At 42.9% G+C, this 20,673-nt stretch carries 19 protein-coding genes and 1 pseudogene; 5 read left to right on the top strand and 15 right to left on the bottom strand.

Going from position 1 to position 20,673, the window contains the following annotated elements; genetic code table 11:
* Positions 1 to 238: 238 nt before the first annotated feature.
* Both NSQ58_RS22330 and NSQ58_RS22325 read left to right on the top strand, forming a co-directional pair.
* Positions 239 to 736, top strand: coding sequence for a hypothetical protein (locus tag NSQ58_RS22330; RefSeq protein WP_341058210.1), 498 nt, complete (start codon positions 239 to 241; stop codon positions 734 to 736).
* Positions 737 to 1,082: 346 nt separating this feature from the next.
* The gene (locus tag NSQ58_RS22325) at positions 1,083 to 1,577 is read left to right on the top strand and encodes a hypothetical protein (RefSeq protein ID WP_341058208.1); all 495 of its coding nucleotides are present in this window, start codon (positions 1,083 to 1,085) and stop codon (positions 1,575 to 1,577) included.
* Between the two features lie 178 nt (positions 1,578 to 1,755).
* On the opposite strand, the gene nspC is transcribed toward NSQ58_RS22325, so the two are convergent.
* From nspC to NSQ58_RS22290, 7 genes are all read right to left on the bottom strand, one after another.
* Complete coding sequence (gene nspC, locus NSQ58_RS22320) at positions 1,756 to 2,895, bottom strand: carboxynorspermidine decarboxylase (RefSeq protein ID WP_028542859.1); 1,140 nt, start codon at positions 2,893 to 2,895, stop codon at positions 1,756 to 1,758.
* An 8-nt stretch (positions 2,896 to 2,903) separates the two neighbouring features.
* Complete coding sequence (locus NSQ58_RS22315; RefSeq protein WP_013309649.1) at positions 2,904 to 4,103, bottom strand: saccharopine dehydrogenase family protein; 1,200 nt, start codon at positions 4,101 to 4,103, stop codon at positions 2,904 to 2,906.
* A 315-nt stretch (positions 4,104 to 4,418) separates the two neighbouring features.
* A complete protein-coding gene (locus tag NSQ58_RS22310) occupies positions 4,419 to 4,679 on the bottom strand; it encodes a bacteriocin immunity protein (protein WP_023987968.1) in 261 nt (86 codons plus the stop codon).
* Positions 4,680 to 4,835: 156 nt separating this feature from the next.
* Positions 4,836 to 6,716 carry a molecular chaperone HtpG gene (gene htpG, locus NSQ58_RS22305; protein ID WP_341058206.1) on the bottom strand — a complete coding sequence of 627 codons (1,881 nt, stop codon included), beginning with the start codon at positions 6,714 to 6,716 and terminating at the stop codon, positions 4,836 to 4,838.
* Between the two features lie 180 nt (positions 6,717 to 6,896).
* Positions 6,897 to 7,520, bottom strand: a complete 624-nt coding sequence (locus NSQ58_RS22300; RefSeq protein WP_316243516.1) for an SMI1/KNR4 family protein — start codon at positions 7,518 to 7,520, stop codon at positions 6,897 to 6,899.
* A gap of 155 nt (positions 7,521 to 7,675) precedes the next feature.
* Positions 7,676 to 8,989 (bottom strand): PQQ-binding-like beta-propeller repeat protein, encoded by a 1,314-nt coding sequence (locus NSQ58_RS22295; RefSeq protein WP_316243515.1) that lies wholly within the window; start codon positions 8,987 to 8,989, stop codon positions 7,676 to 7,678.
* 54 nt (positions 8,990 to 9,043) lie between these two features.
* Positions 9,044 to 9,514: a DUF7716 domain-containing protein gene (locus NSQ58_RS22290; RefSeq protein WP_053325130.1), complete on the bottom strand. Its 471-nt coding sequence runs from the start codon at positions 9,512 to 9,514 to the stop codon at positions 9,044 to 9,046.
* A 132-nt stretch (positions 9,515 to 9,646) separates the two neighbouring features.
* Here NSQ58_RS22290 and NSQ58_RS22285 point away from each other — a divergent pair, with 132 nt between their 5' ends.
* A complete protein-coding gene (locus NSQ58_RS22285; protein ID WP_316243514.1) occupies positions 9,647 to 10,777 on the top strand; it encodes a phosphodiester glycosidase family protein in 1,131 nt (376 codons plus the stop codon).
* Between the two features lie 134 nt (positions 10,778 to 10,911).
* Here NSQ58_RS22285 and NSQ58_RS22280 read toward each other — a convergent pair whose 3' ends face one another.
* The 3 genes from NSQ58_RS22280 to NSQ58_RS22270 form a co-directional block, all read right to left on the bottom strand.
* Positions 10,912 to 11,361: a DUF6386 family protein gene (locus tag NSQ58_RS22280; RefSeq protein ID WP_023987962.1), complete on the bottom strand. Its 450-nt coding sequence runs from the start codon at positions 11,359 to 11,361 to the stop codon at positions 10,912 to 10,914.
* Between the two features lie 220 nt (positions 11,362 to 11,581).
* Positions 11,582 to 11,680, bottom strand: a complete 99-nt coding sequence (locus tag NSQ58_RS22275) for a hypothetical protein (protein ID WP_014599622.1) — start codon at positions 11,678 to 11,680, stop codon at positions 11,582 to 11,584.
* Between the two features lie 100 nt (positions 11,681 to 11,780).
* Entirely contained in the window at positions 11,781 to 12,068 is a 288-nt protein-coding gene (locus NSQ58_RS22270; RefSeq protein ID WP_316243512.1) for a hypothetical protein, read from the bottom strand.
* Between the two features lie 336 nt (positions 12,069 to 12,404).
* Between NSQ58_RS22270 and NSQ58_RS22265 the strand changes: the two genes are divergently transcribed.
* Positions 12,405 to 12,743, top strand: a complete 339-nt coding sequence (locus tag NSQ58_RS22265) for a helix-turn-helix domain-containing protein (protein ID WP_023987960.1) — start codon at positions 12,405 to 12,407, stop codon at positions 12,741 to 12,743.
* A gap of 371 nt (positions 12,744 to 13,114) precedes the next feature.
* Positions 13,115 to 13,914, top strand: a pseudogene (locus tag NSQ58_RS22260) (contractile injection system protein, VgrG/Pvc8 family); the annotation flags it as partial.
* A 497-nt stretch (positions 13,915 to 14,411) separates the two neighbouring features.
* Here the strand turns inward: NSQ58_RS22260 and NSQ58_RS22255 are convergent.
* The 5 genes from NSQ58_RS22255 to NSQ58_RS22235 form a co-directional block, all read right to left on the bottom strand.
* Positions 14,412 to 14,609 carry a hypothetical protein gene (locus tag NSQ58_RS22255; protein ID WP_143109547.1) on the bottom strand — a complete coding sequence of 66 codons (198 nt, stop codon included), beginning with the start codon at positions 14,607 to 14,609 and terminating at the stop codon, positions 14,412 to 14,414.
* 259 nt (positions 14,610 to 14,868) lie between these two features.
* Positions 14,869 to 16,008: a 5-methyltetrahydropteroyltriglutamate--homocysteine S-methyltransferase gene (locus NSQ58_RS22250; RefSeq protein ID WP_023987955.1), complete on the bottom strand. Its 1,140-nt coding sequence runs from the start codon at positions 16,006 to 16,008 to the stop codon at positions 14,869 to 14,871.
* Positions 16,009 to 16,131: 123 nt separating this feature from the next.
* Positions 16,132 to 17,034 carry a LysR family transcriptional regulator gene (locus NSQ58_RS22245; RefSeq protein WP_023987954.1) on the bottom strand — a complete coding sequence of 301 codons (903 nt, stop codon included), beginning with the start codon at positions 17,032 to 17,034 and terminating at the stop codon, positions 16,132 to 16,134.
* A 180-nt stretch (positions 17,035 to 17,214) separates the two neighbouring features.
* The gene (locus NSQ58_RS22240; RefSeq protein ID WP_316243511.1) at positions 17,215 to 18,624 is read right to left on the bottom strand and encodes a glycoside hydrolase family 1 protein; all 1,410 of its coding nucleotides are present in this window, start codon (positions 18,622 to 18,624) and stop codon (positions 17,215 to 17,217) included.
* 76 nt (positions 18,625 to 18,700) lie between these two features.
* On the bottom strand, positions 18,701 to 20,581 hold the full coding sequence (locus tag NSQ58_RS22235) for a beta-glucoside-specific PTS transporter subunit IIABC (protein ID WP_071558948.1): 1,881 nt from the start codon (positions 20,579 to 20,581) through the stop codon (positions 18,701 to 18,703).
* Positions 20,582 to 20,673: the final 92 nt, after the last annotated feature.

Here is a 20,673-nt window from a genome sequence, read left to right as displayed (position 1 = left end):
TTTCACTAAAGCATATTAGGATGGGATTTTATAGGTATACAGTAAGTTGGTCGATTCCTATGTCGAAGTTTAGTGAATATATTTGTAAAAACACATAATTGTAACAAAAAAATATATTTTTTTGATTATTATCCTATATTATATTCCAATATTATGGAATATAATATATAATACTGGATGGGATTGGTTATACATATTCATATAAATCCCAAAATAAAAGAAGGGAAGAGATTATTAAATGAAAAAGGTAGTTTTTTCCGCACTAGGTCTTGCACTTCTATTAAGTACATCCACCGCCGTTGCATCTGCTCAAGAAGCAGCACCCACATTGCAAAAGGAATCTATCCAACTTTCTGGAAATGGGACTGACAGAGAGCCTAATAACTGGTTTGATGAAGCTAGTGAAATACTGGCGGGAGTTGACATCTATGGGGAAATAGGAAAACACATTGATGGAGGGTATGCAGGATATTATGACACTAGCGATTATTATAAGTTTAAAGCTTTTCAGTCTGGTTGGTATCAATTTAATATTCAAGGGGAGATATATCCTAATACATGGCTGAGACTTGGTTTGGCTGACAGTAACGGGCATTTCATTAGATACGCAGAAGATCGCCAATACGCTTTAGGTAAAAATCTTGAAGCTGGCAAATGGTACTACCTGGTAGTAGAGACACCCAGTGCTGAGCAAGGTCAATTGTTCAGCTATAAAATTACTTCTACGATTAAATAGATTAAAAAATAATTGAAGCATAACAAAAAACGGGATCCTCTTTACAAGGACCACGTTTTTATATCTTTGAGCACCTATTGTCTTATGACAAACGCAGCTATATCTCCGTAGTAGAAAACTGACGACGGTTTACGTTCATACCTTCTTTGTACTTGTGGCTCGTTTATACTTCTTCATCTTAGAAAATCACCACCTTACAACAATTTTATTATATACCCTCAATATAACTAATCCTTTTTTGTATATCATATATCTAGAGAATGATATAGAATAATAACCCCATAATTAAATCACCAATATATTCATGTAAATGAATATAAATCTAAAAAAGAGAGGAAACTTATTCATGAAAAAAACATTGTTAGCTTCATTAGGTCTTACACTTATGCTGAGTACTACTGCTGGTATCGCTGCAGCCGAAGAAACAAATCCTGCATCAAACAAGCAACTAAATGCTGTTTTAACCCTTACTGGAAATGAACAGGAACCAAATGACAGTTTTGAAGAAGCTAACTACCAGCTAATAGGAGAATCTGTTCTTGGGACCTTAGGAGAAAGCAAAAACGGGACCTGGGAAGGCTACGATGTTTTTAAATTCAAGTCTTTTAAAGCAGGTACAGTTGAATTTGTAATTGAGGGTGAAAAGTATTCCGATGGATGGTTGCAACTAACTCTTTACGATAGCAATGGAAAAAGAATTAAACGTTCAAAAGACGGTCAATACTTTTTAACAAAAGCGCTTGATGGCGATCAGGAATACTACCTTGTTGTTGAGTCACCGGGCCTTCAACCAGGAGGACATGTATTCTGGTATAAACTTTCTTCTAGAATTGTAGATTAAACAAAAACCTACTGATCAACCTTCTTCATGCCTGCCTACTGTCGTACTAGTATAAACATACAGAAGGCAAATAAAACATAACTACTCCAAAAAGCCTCACCCCTTTCTCAAGGGGCGAGGCTTTTGTAGTTCAGTCATTCTATTCGGTGCACTTAGTTCTTTTACCCCTGTGTAAGTCTTACGACAAACGTGAGCTAAAGTCCTCGTAGGAGAACTGACGGATTACCTTAATGCCTTCTTCGTCGTTGTAGCTGGCGATGGCTGGCAGGTTGACTCCGTTGAACATGTGGTTTTTGACCATCGTGTAATGGGCCATGTCGCAGAATACAAGCTTGTCTCCCGGCTTCAATGGCTCTTTAAAGGAATAGTCTCCAATCACATCTCCAGCCAAGCACGTAAGTCCACCAAGTCTGTAGGTGTAAGCATACTCACCAGGCTTGCCTGCATCAATGATATTCGGACGATATGGCATAGCCAGCACATCAGGCATATGACATTCAGCCGAAGTATCCAGAATGGCAATATCCATTCCGTTTTTCATCGTATCCAATACGGTAGCCACCAGATATCCAGTATTCAAAGCAATAGCTTCGCCTGGCTCCAGATAAACCTGCACACCATATTTATCCTGAAAATATTGAATACAGCGTACCAGCGTGTCCAGATCATAGTCTTCTCTGGTAATATGGTGACCGCCGCCGAAATTGAGCCATTTCATATTCTTAATGTATGGCCCGAATTTCTCATCCACGACTTTAATGGTGCGCTCCAGCGTATCTGAATTCTGTTCACACATCGTATGAAAATGAATACCATCCACGCCATCCAGATCCTCAGGTCTAAAGTTAGCCAGGGTCACACCCATTCTGGAGTTGTTGTAGCAAGGATCATACAGCGGCGTTTCGATTTCCGAATATTCCGGATTAACCCGAATGCCGATGTCGATTTTTTTGGAAGTTACGCCTTGCACTCTGCTTTTGTAGCGTTTCAGTTGATCAAAGGAGTTGAAAACAATATGGTCAACATACTTCAATAGCTCATCAAATTCACTGTCAACATAAGCAGGTGCGTATACGTGAACCTCCTTGTCCATTTTTTCGCGACCAAGTCGTGCCTCGAACAACGAACTGGAGGTTACGCCTTTTAAGTATTTGCCAACCAGAGGAAAGGTCGAAAACATCGAAAATCCCTTAAGAGCGAGCAAAATGCTGCAGCCTGTCCGCTCTTGGACGGAATTTAAAACCTCAAGGTTTTTGACAAGAAGTCTTTCGTCAACAAGATAACAAGGTGATGGAAGTCCTGTAATATCAATATTCATCACAGACCTCAATCAAGCAACGTTGGCGTAAAGTTCTCTTGCCATGGCAATCCGTGTTTATTTAGTGCTTCCATAAATGGATCTGGATCAAATTCCTCAACGTTGTAAACGCCTGGTTTTTTCCAGATACCTTTGATAATAAGCATTGCGCCGATCATGGCAGGAACACCAGTTGTGTAAGAAATGGCTTGGGAGCCAACCTCTGCATAACATTCCTCATGATCACAAACATTGTAAACATAATACGTTTTTGGTTTTCCATCTTTCACACCTTGGATGATGCAACCAATGTTCGTTTTGCCTTTTGTTCTTGGTCCCAGAGAAGCCGGGTCTGGCAAAATAGCTTTCAGGAATTGCAGTGGAATGATTTGTTGTCCTTCGTAATCAATAGGCTCGATAGAAGTCATGCCTACGTTTTGAAGTACATTCAAATGATTCAGATAATTGTCCGAGAACGTCATCCAGAAGCGGATTTTTTTCACGCCTTTAATATTCACTGCAAGAGATTCCAGTTCTTCATGGTACAAAAGATATATATTTTTCGGTCCAATTTCAGGAAGGTCGTATACCTTTTTCTCAGAAAGTGGCTCAGTTTCAATCCATTCTCCGTTTTCAAAGTAACGGCCCTTCGCCGTAATTTCACGAATATTGATTTCCGGATTAAAATTAGTTGCAAAAGGATATCCGTGGTCCCCTGCATTCGCATCCACAATATCAATCGTATGAATTTCATCAAAGTAGTGCTTTTGAGCATAAGCCGTAAATACTCCAGTTACGCCTGGATCAAAACCGCTGCCCAGCAGAGCTGTAATTCCTGCTTTTTCGAATCTTTCTTTGTAGGCCCATTGCCAGCTGTATTCAAACTTCGGCGTATCCGGCGGTTCATAGTTCGCCGTATCAACGTAATGAACACCTGTCTCAAGGCAAGCATCCATTATCGTCAAATCCTGATAAGGGAGAGCCACATTGATAACTACATCCGGTTGAAAGCTTCGAATCAAGTCAATGACCATGTCGGTGTTGTCAGCATCAAGCTGAGCCGTTTGTATCTTCGTACGACCTCCACCCAGCTTCTCTTTAAGCGCATCGCATTTCTCAACAGTTCTGCTTGCGATACAAATTTCTTCAAATACATCTGGGTTTTGGCAACATTTATGCACCACAACGCTGGCCACGCCACCGGCGCCAATAATCAATGCTTTTCCCAAAATAAATAACCTCCTTATTCCATACGCTAATCGCTAATCATTCTTGCAAACAAAATGATTATAAAGACATCCCACCAAATAATCAAGAAAAACGACAATTTGCTGTATCAAAATTCACAGGAGCATGTCACAAAAACTTTACAAATCCCAAAATTAGGAATAAAAACTTCGTAAAGTGAGCAGAAAACAAACATTACCCCGTACACTCCAGGGAAGTCAGCACACGTTTAACGGAAGTTTTTTTGAATCTAATGCTCATAGCCCTAAAGAGTTAATACTATCTTATTTCTAAACAAAAGACCACCCCTCCGCATCCTATGAAGAAGATTCATGTGGGGGTAAAATTATGGGCTGATAGCGTAATGCCTCATCTACGATCTCTGCCGCACTCAAATCACGATCATCCCAGTAGATCAAATTACTGATCCCCGGATGGGGCGTATTTTGCATCACTATGGTCAGCATGCTGTCGATTTCCTCTTCTGTTCCCTCATCTCTGATGATTTTTTCCACCAACTGTATAAGCTCACTTCGGTTTAAATTTTGGAGTTCCTCGCTGGCTCGATCCAGACTCATGTAATCGCCCTCCTTTGTATTGAGTATGATCGGCATTGTGTGGCCCATCCCTTTTTCTGTAAGCGCTATATGACCTATTATGGAGCTTTAAGAAGCGTTTATGATAAATAAAGCCGCCCCCAGTACGGGAACGGCTCTATATAGTAATAAAGCTTGTTAAACCATGATTTTGCAAATATCGTTCGTGAATTCAACCGGATCTTGCAGCGGCAAGCCTTCGATCAGCAAAGCCTGATTATACAGTAATGCCGTATAGAGGTTTACTTTCTCCTTATCCTCGGCAAAAGCTTCTTTCAAAGAGTTGAACACCGCATGGTTTATGTTGATTTCCAGCACTTTATTCGCTTTGACATCGGCGTTATTAGGCATAGCGTTCAAGATTTTCTCCATCTCAATCGTCACTTCGCCGTCTGCGGACAGACATACCGGATGTGTCTTCAAGCGCTTGGAGGCTTTAACACTGGATACCTTGCCTTCCAGCAAGCCCTTCATGTACTCGAACAGCTCTTTGTTGTCGTTTTGTTCTGCTTCTGTTTCTTTCTCGTTTTCGTCAGGCTCAATGCCCAGATCGCCGCTCGATACAGATTTGAATTCTTTCTCTTTGTAGCTTAAGAGCATTTTAATAGCGAACTCATCAATATCATCGGTGAAGTACAGAATTTCGTAGCCTTTATCGGCCACCATTTCGGTTTGCGGCAGTTTTTCAATACGCTCGTTGGACTCGCCGGAAGCATAATAAATATACTTCTGATCCTCTGGCATACGTGATACGTATTCGTCCAAAGTAACCTGCTTTTTCTCTGTAGAAGAGTAGAACATGAGCAGATCCTGGAGAGTTTCTTTATGTCTGCCGTAATCGTTGTAGACACCAAATTTCAATTGTCTGCCAAATGATTTGTAGAATTGATCATATTTCTCCCGGTCATTTTTGAGCAAGGTCAGCAATTGGCCTTTAATTTTGCTTTCGATATTTTTGGCAATCAGCTTCAGCTGACGGTCATGCTGCAGCATTTCTCTGGAAATGTTGAGTGACAGGCTTTCGGAGTCAACCATACCTTTGACAAAGCTAAAATAATCCGGCAGCAGGTCAGGAGATTTTTCCATAATCAGCACACCGTTGGCATACAATTCCAGCCCTTTTTCATATTCCTTGGAGTAGAAATCAAACGGGATATTTTCAGGAATAAACAGAATAGCTTGGTACACTACCGCGCCGTCCGCGCTGACGTGGATATGCTGGAGCGGCTTGTCGTAGCCATAGCGTTTTTCCGCATAGAAATTTTGATAATCCTCGTCGGTCAGCTCGCTTTTGTTTTTTCTCCAGATAGGAACCATGCTGTTGATACGCTGTTCTTCTTCGTAATCCTCGAACTCGTTGTCGCTTCCCTCTTTCAGACGCTTGCCTGTAATATCCATTTTAATCGGATAGCGGATAAAGTCGGAGTATTTTTTAATCAGTGCTTTTAAACGATACTCGTCCAAATATTCGTCGTAGGACTCATCTTCGGTGTTTGCTTTGATTTTCAGAACAATCTCGGTTCCGACCTCGTCCTTCTCAGCTGCTTCAATGGTATACCCGTCTGCACCTGTGGATTCCCATTTATAAGCAGTATCACTTCCCAAAGCCTTGGTAGTCACTGTAACCACATCGGCTACCATAAAAGCTGAATAGAAGCCGACGCCGAATTGACCGATGATATCATGACCATCCTTGGATTCATTTTCATTTTTGAATGCCAGTGAGCCGCTTTTAGCAATAACACCCAGGTTATTTTCTAGTTCTTCTTTGGTCATACCAATCCCGGTATCACGCAGGGTTATCGTTCTATTATCCTTATCGGCCGTTACTTTGATATAATAATTTTCTTTGTCAAAGACCAGTTGATCATCCGTCAATGCTTTGTAATAAATTTTGTCAATCGCATCACTTGCATTGGAGATCAGCTCTCTTAGGAAAATTTCCTTTTGCGTGTAAATCGAGTTAATCATCATTTCTAGCAGACGCTTGGACTCAGCCTGAAACTGTTTTTTCTCCATTCGGATATCTCCTTTCAGATATGAACCTATGTAAGGCCAGCGGATATGAGCTATGCAAACGATTCAACTTTGTTAGCACTCCCATCATTCGAGTGCTAGCCTACCTTTTTTATAACATTCCTCATTTTTTATGTCAATATCTCGGTTGGCTGAGCAGTAAAATTACATTTTAGGAAATCGCTAGTGTCTAATGTGCTTAAACATCACGTTAAACATTTCGACAGAAGATGGAAACAACCCCTGTACATGGGGAAGCAGATTACTCCTGATCCGCAACTCATCCTCATTCAAATGCTGTAGGTCCTCATGAAAGAACCAAACAATAGGATAATCGCCGTCCTTATGTCTGCTGCCTGCATTTAAACAAACGGGGCCCTGGTCGTCCTCTGCTATTGCAAAAGGAATGTAGCCTGCTGACAGCAGAGGTGACCATTGATCGAGCAAATCATAAAATGCCTTTAAGCCCTGACCTACAGGCAGACGTGGAAACTCAACAAACGTACAATCGCTCCAGTATACTCCCGGAATGGATTCATTATCGAATTGTAAAGATACATAATGGTAGGCCATGATAAAACTCCTCAGCAGGGGCGGCAGCTCAAAATGGTATTTTTCCTCCATCTCCCGAACTTCCTGTTCAGTAATCTGTGAAGGGAGAGGCTTCCATTTGATCCATCCCTCCTCGTCGACATTCCCATCACGCATTTCAATCGGTACATTTTCTTCCACATCCATAAAAAAGGCTTCATCCATTTGAGCAAATAGTTCCTTCATGGATGTACGAATATCCGCTTTCTTGTCCATGTCCTCACACCTCTTTCCTCTCTATTCACATTTTGCATCATGGGTTAATGCCAAATGCCCTCTATCTGAAAATAGCATTGTAATCATGTGTTACTACACTTTTTAAGTTCAGCTTATCAGAACTTGCTTTTATCACCATTTGCGGAATATTAGTATTACCAGCGCAATGGCTCATAGTTCCGCCAGATCACCCAACGCGCTGTCTCGTGAATTGGCGCGGTGCCAATGCTATATTCGTCCTTCGTGCCGCTCTGCAAATCAATCAAATGAAGCATACCTCCATACGTTCCAACCGCCAACATACCTTCATCAGGTGTAACTGCCAGCCCGGATAACGTACTGCCGACAAAATAGCGCCAAAGTTCACGACCCTTCCTGTCAATCAGACGGAGATAACCGTAGGCATCACCCAAAATAGATCCTTGTGTCAGCGCTGTTGCAGCGTATACTCGCATTTCTTCATTCATTATCGACCATTCTTCCTTATTCTGAGCAAGACCCTGCTCCACCTCAGCAATCGACACTTGAATGGTGGCACCGTTGTAGAAATGACAGGCATTGTACCAGACGTCCAGATCATCTTTGGAAAATATAGCATAATGCGGATAACTAGAACTTGGCTCCAATGTATGCACCGTCTTATCGGACAGATCCATAAGCATATGCTCACTCATCTGGCTGCCGTAAGCGATCCAGCGTCCATCCCTCGACACAGCTCCATGAGCCATATCCACAATCGTGTCTTCCAGCTCTAGTTTTCTTCGTTCAGACGCCTTGGGATGGATCAAATCCACCTGATCAACACCCAGCAAATAAACACCGTAACCGCAAACCAGCAGAAGTCGCTGTCCATCGCCAAACGGGATCACTTCATCTAATATATCTTCAGGATGCTCCTCATCTCCCAAGCACTCCAGATCAGGAATGGATGCTTTTAAGCGTCCTTGTATATCCTTCCACTGAAAATGTGCTGTCTCTTCTCCTTGCAGATTTCGGTCCGGTTGACGAACAATACGAATCCCCTGTCCATCCACCAACGCAAAATAAGTCCCGTCCGGCGAACAGCCTACTCTATGCAGTCCGGGGATTTGCAAGATTCCATCTTTTCCCGTCACATAGATCGTCCCACGTTCCCGAGGATTGCCCGCATGTACAATGATTTCATTGGCTCCATTCACAAAAGCTATCGGCCTAACGGCTTGCAAAGCCTCCTCGAACGCTGGTGTAAGCGGCCAAGACGCGGCTGGAATTTCTCGACGTAACTGCTCCATTTCACCAGCCTGATTTGCCTCCTGAATCATACGAAAAATATCTTTAGCCATCTTGGGGCGTTCGTCCTGCTTTGGCTCTGATTGCTCCTGCTGCCATTCACTTTCCATGCCGACTCTGATAAATTCATTCACATCTGCGGCATACCTTTTTCCTTCCTGTCGCCACTTTGCTGCCATTTCATGATTCAACCAACTCATTTGCTTCCCCCATCCAGTGTATGTATGCCCTGTTTGTTCTACAGGCTTTGTTCATTATGTAAGGTGGTTTCTCACCTTTGTCAGCACAGACCACAGGTCTGTCACTGCCTTCACCTCTTCATAGTCCAGATAGGCATCTCGTTTGTCATAGTATTTTACCGCCATAATCACCATCTGAAGCGTCACTGGCTGTCCAGCAGCCTTAAGGACTTCTACAATACTTTCGAAGGTCGCCAACTCAAACCAGGTTTGAACCTGACGATCCGGCACCCACTTGGGAATATACTCGTCCTGTTCGTTGGTTACGGCTGTACCCTCCTCTGCACATTCCTCTAGCCAATGCTCATCCCAATAATAAATCGGTGTGTAAACAGGGTCCTGATCCCATTGATCCACATTCACATATAACCAGTTATTATGCAGTTGCCCCACGCTACGCACCAATTCCTGTAATCCTTCAAATACACGATAAGACGGGCGCTCTCTGCGACGGTAATCCTCAAGTCTTGTCTCATACCTGCTCATCTCCAACCTCCCGCTTCCTATATCAGCTAAACACTCAAAATTCGCATAACATACATTTACAACTTATAAAACCCGATATAATTACAAGCACCTCGTAAAGTGTCAAGACTACATAAGGAGATTGATCTATTCATGAAAAGAATCACCGCACTTGTTATCCTGTCCTTGCTATTACTTGTATCCCCGATCTACGCTGCTGCCCCAGCACCTATGCTGGTCTATGTGGACCAGAGTAACCACTCCTTCATCCCGATTCGTCTCCTGAACAGCTATGAAGGGATCACACTCAACATGACGGCAGCGGACAAAAAAATAGAAATTGCGCAAGGCAATACTCGGATTACCCTATTTGCCGGAAAATCTACTGCCAAAGTGAACGATCAAACGGTCCGTTTGCAAAATGCTCCTTTTACCGATAATGGTTCGACCTATGTACCCTTGCAGTTCATCAGCCAATATCTAAACCTGCAAGTCTCATGGCAAAAGGAAACCTCAGCTGTACGCATTAAGCAGGGTACAACGTCCGTAACGCTTCCGGTACTTACCGGTAAGCTACCCGGAAATACTACACCCATTACGACGGCTCATAAAAGCTTCAAGGTCGGATCTCGTACCTTTTCCGCTAAGGTGGTCACCATCTCTATGCTCCATCCCAAGGTAAGCCTGGATGTGGCTCTGGCAGGCGATACCATTGGTAAAGTGGAAGACTTAAGCAGTCTCGCCAAACGTAATCAAGCGGTTGTAGCCATAAATGGTACATTCTTTGACGCCTATACCAAAAGCTCCTACAAAACGCCTTACGGCTACCTAGTCAGTCACGGAAAGATGTTGAAAAAAAGCTCCGGTGACCAACGGACGGTCTTCACCTACGATGCTAACCATTTAGCTGAACTGGTGTCAGGTTCTGCCTTTGAACAAAGATTAAGCCAAGGTAACATCGAAGGTGCCCTGCAAGCTGGGCCTCGTCTGGTCACGAACGGACAGGTTTCCCTAAATGTCAAAGCCGAAGGCTTCAAGGACCCTAAAATATTAACAGGCGGCGGCGCCCGCAGCGCACTCGGAATGAGTCGGGATCATAAGCTGATCCTCCTGACCACAAGCGGAGCGACTATACCGCAGCTCGCCCAAATGATGAAACAGGCCGGAGCTTATCAGGCCATGAATCTGGACGGCGGTGCTTCCAGCGGGCTGTATTACAACGGCTCCTACCTCACCACACCCGGCCGCCAAATCAGCAATGCCATTATTGTAAAGTATCAATAGACGGATAAAGGGCTGTCTTCACGGATGTGTAAGCCGTGGGGATATCCCTTTTTCCATTTTCCCCCGGTTCCGGTTGTTCCTGCTTCCACCTGTTCAGGTGGCTTGTATGGGCCATTACGGGTTGATCCTGCAACCTACAATCGAATCAGACCCGTAAAGCTATTGGTGCCTTCGCTTCCTTTTTTTAAAGAAAGATAAATACGATTGTCTTCTCTGCTCGCCAAGCATTCATAAAGTCCGGGTTGCACAGAAAGGAACGTCCCTCCCCATACACATTCAGGCTCCAGTCCACCACTTGTGGCTTCCTCCCCTGCTCCAATAAATAGGTTACCTGAGGGAACCTTCAAAAACAGTCGTACAGCAGGCTTGTCAATATGATCTGTCATCACAACCTCATAGGTCCCGTCGGCTCCCAGATTCAAAAAAGCTACATTTCCCGCATTCAACTCGCCCAGCTCGTCCTCTTCGATGGACCACCAATCCGGATCATCGTCCAAACGATGTTTAAGTGCTTGCGTATCAAATAGGCAGAGAGTCGCCGTGTCTGTCGTAAATTGAAATGGACTGCTTGCCATATTCATCATCCGATCCTCCTGATTTTGGTCAGCCAATTTCTGTTTTCCCACGTCTTACGCTATCCGTATTGCCATATACTTGAGGGAAAATCTCCCTGTATGTAAAGTATAACAATGCTTGCAGGGCCAGACAACATGTTGGGCTAACACCCATTCTGCATAAAAAAGCCCTCCCTCACGATGTCGTGAAAGAAGGCCGATTTGTGGATTTAAGCGATCTAACCTGCTGTTAGATCAGAAAAGACTTAGTAATAATCACCAACAAAATGAACAATACCAAAATCGCTCCTGTGGATGTCCATGCTCCACCGTAACCTACTTCACCCATGTCTGAATCCCTCCTTGCGTTAAAGCTTACTCTTATCGTATGAAGAAAAGCGGATTACGACAGGGCGAATTGGCAAGTTTATTTGCCATGGAAGGGCTATTCAGAAAATGGACTGATACGTCGCGGATGGATCGCTAATCACTCGGGATGACAACTGGCAGAGAATGTCGTCCGTTCTTCGCAGTAACCTGCTCACATCCTTGTACTTCATTTTTTGAAGGAGCGGGGTTTCTAACTGGGATGAAAGAAATTGAGTGGTACCTATAAATACAACAACATCCAATCCCGGGTTGGTTTCGGTATGTAATAAGTGCAGCAGGTCAGCCATGGACAGGAATCCGGGAGGGAAAAGGCTGTTGTTTTCTTTCATATATATAGCTTTTAACATGGAGGTTAACGCCCAGTCACATAGGATAATGCAGCATTGGACTTGATTGTGCTTGTACAGGATTTGGGCTAGTTTCATGTGGTATTGGGATAGAGTGTGAAAATCAGTTATTGAATTATGTAGGTGTTGTGAAGGTCTGGATGGTTCGGTGGGACTTGGAATAAAGGTAGAAGGAGCTTCTTTCATATCTATTCCTCCAGAGAATTTTAAGAATAGTCTTATTATACTCTAAAATAATACTTATAGATATAATACATGCTGAATATACGATTCTTAATCTCATGTTTACCCAAGAAAATCTTGACTACACTTTTTAGTATAAAGGGGTGTAGATAAATGCAGGACAAAGAAGTACTAAAGCTAGTTGGGGCTAGAATAAGAGTGTTACGCAAAGAAAAAGGCCTCTCACAAGAAGCTCTTGGGGAAAAAGGTGGATTTCATTTTACATACATTGGACAGATCGAACGTGGAGAAAAGAATGTTTCTTTGATAAATGTAGCTAAAATTGCAAAAGCACTAGACGTAAACTTAGTTCAGTTGTTTTCATATGTAAGCGAGGACCCCAAAATTGTGGAGTCTGATGAAGATATTATAGAAATTATTACGATGCTCAAAAAGTCGAGTCCAGAGAAAGTACGTTTGGCGAGGAATGTGATAAGGGAAATTACAAATTAAAAAAGATTTTTTTGTTTTCAAAATTATGAAAATCAAATAAACCCACCCGTTTCTTAAATACAGGTGGGTTCTTCGACTATGGTAAGGATATACTTCCTCCCCTATATCTACTTCCAAAAATACACATAGTAAACACCCCAACCAATGGGTCATTTTGTAAACTCACTCTCTCTTTTAACCAATAAATACATATGATGGCTTGTTTATTAAATATCACCTCTCGTCCCTTTATAGCGTACAAACCTTGTAATACATATCTATCTTGACAGATAGTTGTACTCATCTGCGGTTTGTGTAACCAGAAGCGAATTTTAGATGACGTGCTTCACTTGGAAATACCCATCGCATCTAGAAAGGAGTCATGAACTCACTTGAGCGTATTATCAGATGGGATCGGATATGAAAGCCTACGCTTTTATGGTCCCTTTCAGCCACAATACATCGAACAACTTCAAATAACACGTGCCATTAACGATCATTCCTATTTACATATCAGTGGGTTACTCTCCGAAGAACAAGGAGCTGCATGCATCAGACAGGATATGGAGCAAGAGCAAATTGTGATTCGTCCGTTGAATGATCAGGGACAATCGCTGAGAAGATTGTTCCATGGGATTGTTACGCGTATGTCCGTACATTGTGTACGAGGCGTGTATACGTTTGAACTGGAGGCCGCTTCCCATTCGTACCAGATGGATATTAAGCGTAAAAGGCGCTCCTATCAGGATATTCACCGTACCTATGATGATCTGGTCACTGCGCTGGTTCGAAAATATCAATACGGAGACGCCATTGATACCGTAACTAATTATGCCAAGCTGGATACATTTGTTTTACAATATGAGGAGACGGATTGGGCGTTTTTAAAACGTCTCGCCTCTCGCTTTGGCTCCGTACTTGTGCCAGAGGTAAGCGCAGCCTCGCCCAAGGTTTTCTTCGGGATGCTAGAAGGCAAGCAACATAAGGTAGAGCAGGATGTATTTTATCGTGTACGAAAAACATTTCATGAGCTGGATGTAAAAAAGCCGGGAGAACGTGCTGGCTCGTATGTCACCTACATGATCGAAAGTCTGCAATACTATGCGCTGGGCGACCTCATCACCTTACAATTGGACAAGGCAAAGAACTGGTCGTGGTTCGAGCAGTGACAACCTTAGCGGATGGCTTACTAACTAGGAAAACAATCCCTTCAATATAAGGCCGGCATATTGACCGATCTGATCACTAGAGCATGGAGGCCTCGATGTTTTCCCTTATTTGATTTTTCATAATAAAAATTCACTACATAAAAAGTCCAACGACGACCAGTAAAACGGTCTTCCGTTCATTGCTTACTATTTTTCTTACGAATCATGCCAAATAAAAAAATCAATAATAAAACAGAGAACAAAAATGTATAACCTATTAGCAAGGGTTTTAGATTAGATTCTCCTGTATTGGTATATATTCTTCCTCCTAGAATAAGAAGCATAATTAATGATAGCCCAAAATTTTCACGGTTATATTTCCTTGTCTTATATCTAATAATTCTATAAATCAGAAAAAATAGTAGTAAGAAAGATACTATCGAGATAATAACGAAAACCATATTTGCATGTCCCCCTTTAAAATAAAATTAGCAAAGGTTTAATATCACCTTTGCTAATTTTATTACTCTTCATTCGAAAATTACATACGTTGAATATAATTATATGCTTGTTTAAGACTAGATCTAGCTTGTGAACGATCATTAACCACTCCAGCCGCTGATGCTGCTCCAGTAAGTCCAGAGCCGACTAATTCTACAACTGTTTCCCATGTCAAGTTGGCCAGATTGGTTTCAAGAAGCATTACGCCACCTATGATTTTGTTAGTCCAATATTTCATCTATGCTCATTCCACATTTCAAGGTAAAAACAAAATGCACTGGTGAGAGAATCGTGATCTTCTCCACCAACGCATTAATTAGGTTATCAACAAATTGTTCTAGTATAGCTTGCCGATTGTTTGAAATTTGAATAATCTCATCTACACGCTCCTTGATCTTCGCTTGCTAATCCTCTATCTCTTCTATCCTTTAATATCAGAGTCTGTTGTCGTAGCTCGTTGAGTTCACTGGAAAGCTATATTAACTCCCTATTTACCCTTACTTCCAAATCTCGTCCGCAATCTCTTTAATGAAAGCAAGCTTTTTCCACTGCTGCTCTTCTGTCAGAATATTGCCCTCTTCGGTCGAAGCGAAGCCACATTGTGGGCTGAGGCAGATATGGTTGATGTCCACAAATTGAGTCGCTTCCTTAATACGGTTAATGACCGTCTGCTTGTCTTCCAGTTCACCTGTTTTGGAGGAAACGAGGCCCAGTACGACCTGCTTTTGATCTTTCAGATGCTTAAGCGGTGTGAAATCACCTGCACGGTCGGTATCGAATTCGAGGTAGTAGCCGTCGATGTTGTCGATGCCGAACAGAGTTTCGGCTACAGGCTCATAGCCGCCAGAGGATGCCCAGGTGGAATGGTAGTTACCACGGCATACGTGGGTCGTAACGACCAAATCGGCTGGGAGATCATTCACCGTTTCCTGATTCACGCGAGCGAACAGCTTTTTGGTATCTTCCACATTCTCACCCGCATGCTGTCTAGCTTCCCAATAGTTTTTATCACAGAGCATACCCCATGTGCAATCATCCAGCTGTAAGCTGCGGCAACCCTCATTGTACAACGCTTGAATCACGGATTTGTAAGCTTTGGCGATATCCGTCACCAGTTCATCCAGATTGCTGTAATACGTATCGGTTGTTTCTTTATTCTCTCCGCGCAACAACTCGGCCAGGAATTGCGCAGGTGCCGGAATCGTTTGGCGCGCAATGGCATCCTCACCTGCTACTTGCTTCAGGAATTTGAAATCTTCAATGAAAGGATGACGGGAATGTCCGATTTTACCGGACAAGCGTGCGGTTTCCGCTCTTGTTTCCACACCTTGGAATTGGTAGCCGTTCGAAAGCTGTACCTTTTCCACGCCGTCCAGACCCCACATAAAATCAAGATGCCACCAGGAGCGTCTGAATTCACCGTCTGTCACGGCTTGAAGTCCTACGGATTTTTGCTTTTCCACTAGCTTGATAATTTCGTTATCTTCAATCTTTCTCAGCTCGTCCGCAGAGATTTCATTATTTTGAAATTGAATTCTGGCGTCTTTAATCGCTTGCGGGCGCAAAAAGCTGCCGACCATATCATGTCTAAAAGGGGTCACTTTACGTTGGGATGCATTATCAAGGATGCTGCTCATTAGGGTTATCTCCTTTTTCGCTTCTGTAGTGAAGTTCTTGTAAGAAAGATAACATACATTTTCAGTTATAAGGTAACTCCAATAAACTATAGCTAGTTATAGCCTAAGGCTATACCCAACCTTTTATTCCCCTATCGCCTCATGCAACGCTTCTACATAGACGGTAGCCAGCTTGGAGAGCGCAGCGTTTTTATGGCAAATCCATCCCACATTAATAGACTCATCACATTCCAGAGGGACGGAAATAATGTCGTTACCGTTCAGATCCGCACTGATCACCCCGGTAGAAATAGTATAGCCGTTCAAGCCAATGAGCAGATTAAAAAGGGTCGCCCGGTCATGGACACGAATGCTTTTGGGATGTGACAACGTACTGAGAATTTCCTCGGAGAAGTGAAAGGAATTGTACTCCCCTTGTTCAAAGGACAAATATGGATACGGATGAAGCTGATCAATGGTCACGATGGACTGTCGGGATAGCGGATTATTGGCACTGATAAAAATATGCGGCTTGGCCGTAAACAGGCTATTGAATTGCAGATTCGCATCTTTTAGCAGCTTGTTAATGACCTTGGCGTTAAATTCGTTCAGATACAGGATTCCAATCTCACTGCGCAGGCTTTTGACATCCTGTATGATTTCATGGGTTTTGGTCTCTCGTAAAGCCAATTCATACTCTTCTTGACCATATTGATTTACCAGATTTACGAATGCATTTACAGCAAATGCGTAATGCTGCGTGGACACAGCAAAATGCTGTGGTGAAGGCTTGGCATCCAGATAGCGACTTTCCAGTAACTCCGCCTGCTCAACGACCTGGCGTGCATAACCGAGGAATTCCACGCCTTCCTTGGACAAAGAAATCCCCTTATTGGTACGCTCAAAAATGGTGATATGAATTTCTTCCTCCAAATCACGAATCGCGTTCGACAGACTGGGCTGGGAAATGAACAACCGCTTCGCCGCCTCATTCATGGAGCCACGATTGGCAACCTCAATGACATATTTTAATTGTTGTAAGGTCAATGCATGATGTCCTTTCCGTTTGTGTTTCTTCTATTATATAATACATAATCACACTTCTGGAGAAGGGATAGTTGTTGCTTAAATGAAATTAGCCTCTCCCCCTAAGGTTTAAAAAATATAAACACCTCCCTAAATGGAAATCTTCCATTTCAAGGAGGTGCTTTTTCACGGCTGCTTTAATTAACGAATTTCACCGTTTGTGGAGATCAGCTTTTGATACCAATAGAAGCTTTGTTTACGAATACGACGCAGATCTTTGAGATCAAACTCCTCACGATCCACATAGATAAACCCGTAACGCTTGCTGGAGCCCTGATGGGTACTAACAAGATCAATCGCAGACCACGGACAGAAGCCGAATACTTCTACACCGTCTGTAATAGCCAGTTGAATCTGCTCGATATGTTTCTTGAAAAAGTCAATGCGGTAAGGATCATTCACTACATCCCCTTCTTCAAGCTTGTCAAAAGCGCCCAAGCCGCTCTCTGTCACGATTAAAGGCAAGTGGTAGCGAGAATAAATTTGGCGTAATGTGGTTCTAAAACCGACCGGATCAATCTCCCAACCAAACTCCGTCGTTTGCAGGTTGGGGTTGACGGAACCTCGATATGCTCCGGGTTCACCCACAATTTCATGCTGATCTCCTGTATGTGAAAAATCATTTCCGTCATCTAAACTTTCTCCTACGGTTTGAGAGGTATAATAATTAAATGCGATAAAGTCCGGGTTCCCTTTCGCTAAAATGTCCATATCCCCTTCTTCAATGACAGGCTCATAGCCTTTCTCGACCAAATAGCTCCACGCAATGTGATTGTAACGGCCAAATACAGCCATATCCAGATAGAGCCAGTTACGAATCGCTGCATAGTTATCAGCCGCCAGTGTATCTTCCGGCTTGGAACTGGCTGGATAGATAACCCCGATATTCGGCGCTGGTCCAATTTTCGCGTCAGGTAGCATTTCATGGCACAATACCATTGCTTTCGCTTGCGCGACTAACATATGATGATTTTGTTGATACAATACCTTTTGTGGATTTTCCAGGCTTGTATCTAATGTGCCAATAGAACCGGGATGGAGAATCAGCATGTTCTGCTCATTAATGGTTAACCAATATTTCACCCTGTCTCCAAAGTTCTCAAACAATGTTTTGGCATACTGTTCGAAGGCATCAATCGTCTCCCTCTTCGACCACCCGCCTTGTTTTTCAAGAGCATAAGGCAGATCAAAATGATACATAGTAACAATCGGTTCAATCCCGTATTTAATTAGTTCGTCAATTAATGAGCTGTAAAACGCGATTCCCTTCTGATTAACTTCACCTGCGCCCTGGGGATAAATACGTGTCCAAGCAATAGAGAAACGATATGCTTTAAAGCCCATTTCAGCCATCAGAGCTACGTCTTCTTTGAACATATGGTAATGATCACTGGTTACCTTAAAATCAGTGACCCCTTCGACGTGATTAGCCATGTCAATGACAGAAGGTCCTTTTCCATCTTCGTCCCATGCACCCTCTACTTGATAAGCGGAAGTGGAAGCTCCCCAGAAAAAATTTTCAGGAAATGCCTTCAATTGATTATGTTTCATGATCTAGTCCCTCCAGTTATAGTTATATCCTTCTGATGTTCGCAATTCATATATGTGATGATGATGCTTGCCAGTATCACACAACCAAAGTTAACAATACTTCATTTTTTTGAATCTGCTCCTGATTTGTCTCAAATACGTCCACTTTATGTTGCGTAAGTGTGACAATGACAGGCGTCACGATTTCGTATCCTGCTTCAATAATCTGCTCCCTGTCAAATTGGATTAACAAATCGCCCTGTTTCACGCTGTCGCCCTCTTTAACCACTGGATTAAAATGCTTCCCTTTCAGCGAAACGGTGTTAATTCCGATATGAATTAATATCTCTGTACCTGCACTGGAAGTCAATCCTATGGCATGTCCTGTGGGGAACAGCGAGGTTACGACTCCATCTATTGGCGCTACAACCTCGCCGACAGACGGTTCAATGGCTAACCCTTTTCCCATAGCCCCTGTAGAAAATGCAGAATCATTCACTTGACTCAGTGGTGTGGTCCTGCCTGTGATCGGGCTGTAGATTGTTTCTTTCTTGATATCAACGGCCTTGGTTGCTGTAACAACAGACTCTGGTTCTGCTGTTTTCACGGATTCAACTGTTTCTGGGGCCTCCCCCTTCACCTTGCTTTCATATCCAAAAATAAGGATCAGCATCGTTGCAGCTATAAATGAACATGCAATGGCGATAACATAAATTAAGGTTGGCGTATATACTGGAATCGCAAAAATGTTGTGAAAAACATAAGCCGTCATTTTCACCCCAAAATGTCCATTGATGGCACCGCCTATAGCCCCTGCAATAATAACGATTGGAATGACACGTTTAAAGCGAAGTACAAGTCCATACACAATCGGCTCTGTCACACCAGCCAGCAATCCTGTAATACTCGTGGAACCAGCAAGAGTTCTAAGTGTTTTATCTTTTCTCGCCTTCAGGAAGATACCAAATGCGACACCAATTTGAGCAAATACAGCTGCTGCTGCCATCGCCTCAATCGGATCACCGCCAACACCGATATTTTGAATCGTAATGGGTGTAAAACCCCAGTGAAGTCCGAAGACGACCATAAAGGTCATAAAACCGCCAAGAACAATCCCTGACAAAATTCCACTTACACCGATTAACCATGTCACACCTGAAGAAATCCAATCTCCTACCCCTGTACCGAAAGGTCCGAAAGCCATCGCAGATAGCGGAACCATAATCATCAAAGCCAACATCGGAACTAAAAATAGTTGTAAATCCTTAAGAATGATCTTCTTCAAAAACTTATCCACCAACGCATATATGCTAATGGAAATGAAAATCGGGAAAACACTGGCGGAGTAGTTCATCATGACCACTGGTATTCCTAAAAACGATACATCAGAGCCTTTGTCCATCAGCCCCGTAAAGTTGGGTTCCATGAGAGCCGCACCGATCACACCAGCTACATAAGGATTCGCCTTCAGCTTTATACCAAGCGTGATCCCAAGCAAAATCGGCAAAAAGTAAAACACAGCATTCCCTGCAGCAGACAGGATCATATAAGTATCACTTGTTGCAGACATCCATCCCAGCAAGGTCAAAACCGTCAGGAGTGCTTTTATCATTCCCGAGCCCGCCATCGCCGGAATCAACGGGGAGAAACTGCCGGAAATGACTTCAAAGATTGTGGATATGACCGATGTTTTTTTACCACTGGATTCACTGGCTGTAGAGGAATTCGATCCAAAATTCCTGTTTTTCATGATCTCCGCATATACATAGGCAACATGGCTGCCAATAACAACTTGAAATTGTCCTCCGCTTTCAACAACTGTAATGATCCCCTCGTGCTTCTCAAGCGCTTCTCTTTCGGCTTTTCGTGAATCCTTCAGGTCAAATCGGAGTCGTGTAGCACAATGGACAAGCCCATTGATATTTTCTTCTCCTCCAACGAGACGTACGATGTCTTCGCCCATTTTCTTATGGTCCATGTTCATTCTCCTCTTGGGCAGATTGCCTGAAAACAAAAAAATACCTAAACGAAAGGCCCATATGATCAAAGAACATGATCACTGCCATTCAT

The organism is Paenibacillus sp. FSL M7-0134 (assembly GCF_038007865.1).
GTDB lineage: Bacteria > Bacillota > Bacilli > Paenibacillales > Paenibacillaceae > Paenibacillus > Paenibacillus polymyxa_B.
This window is presented reverse-complemented; position numbering and strand designations above follow the sequence as displayed.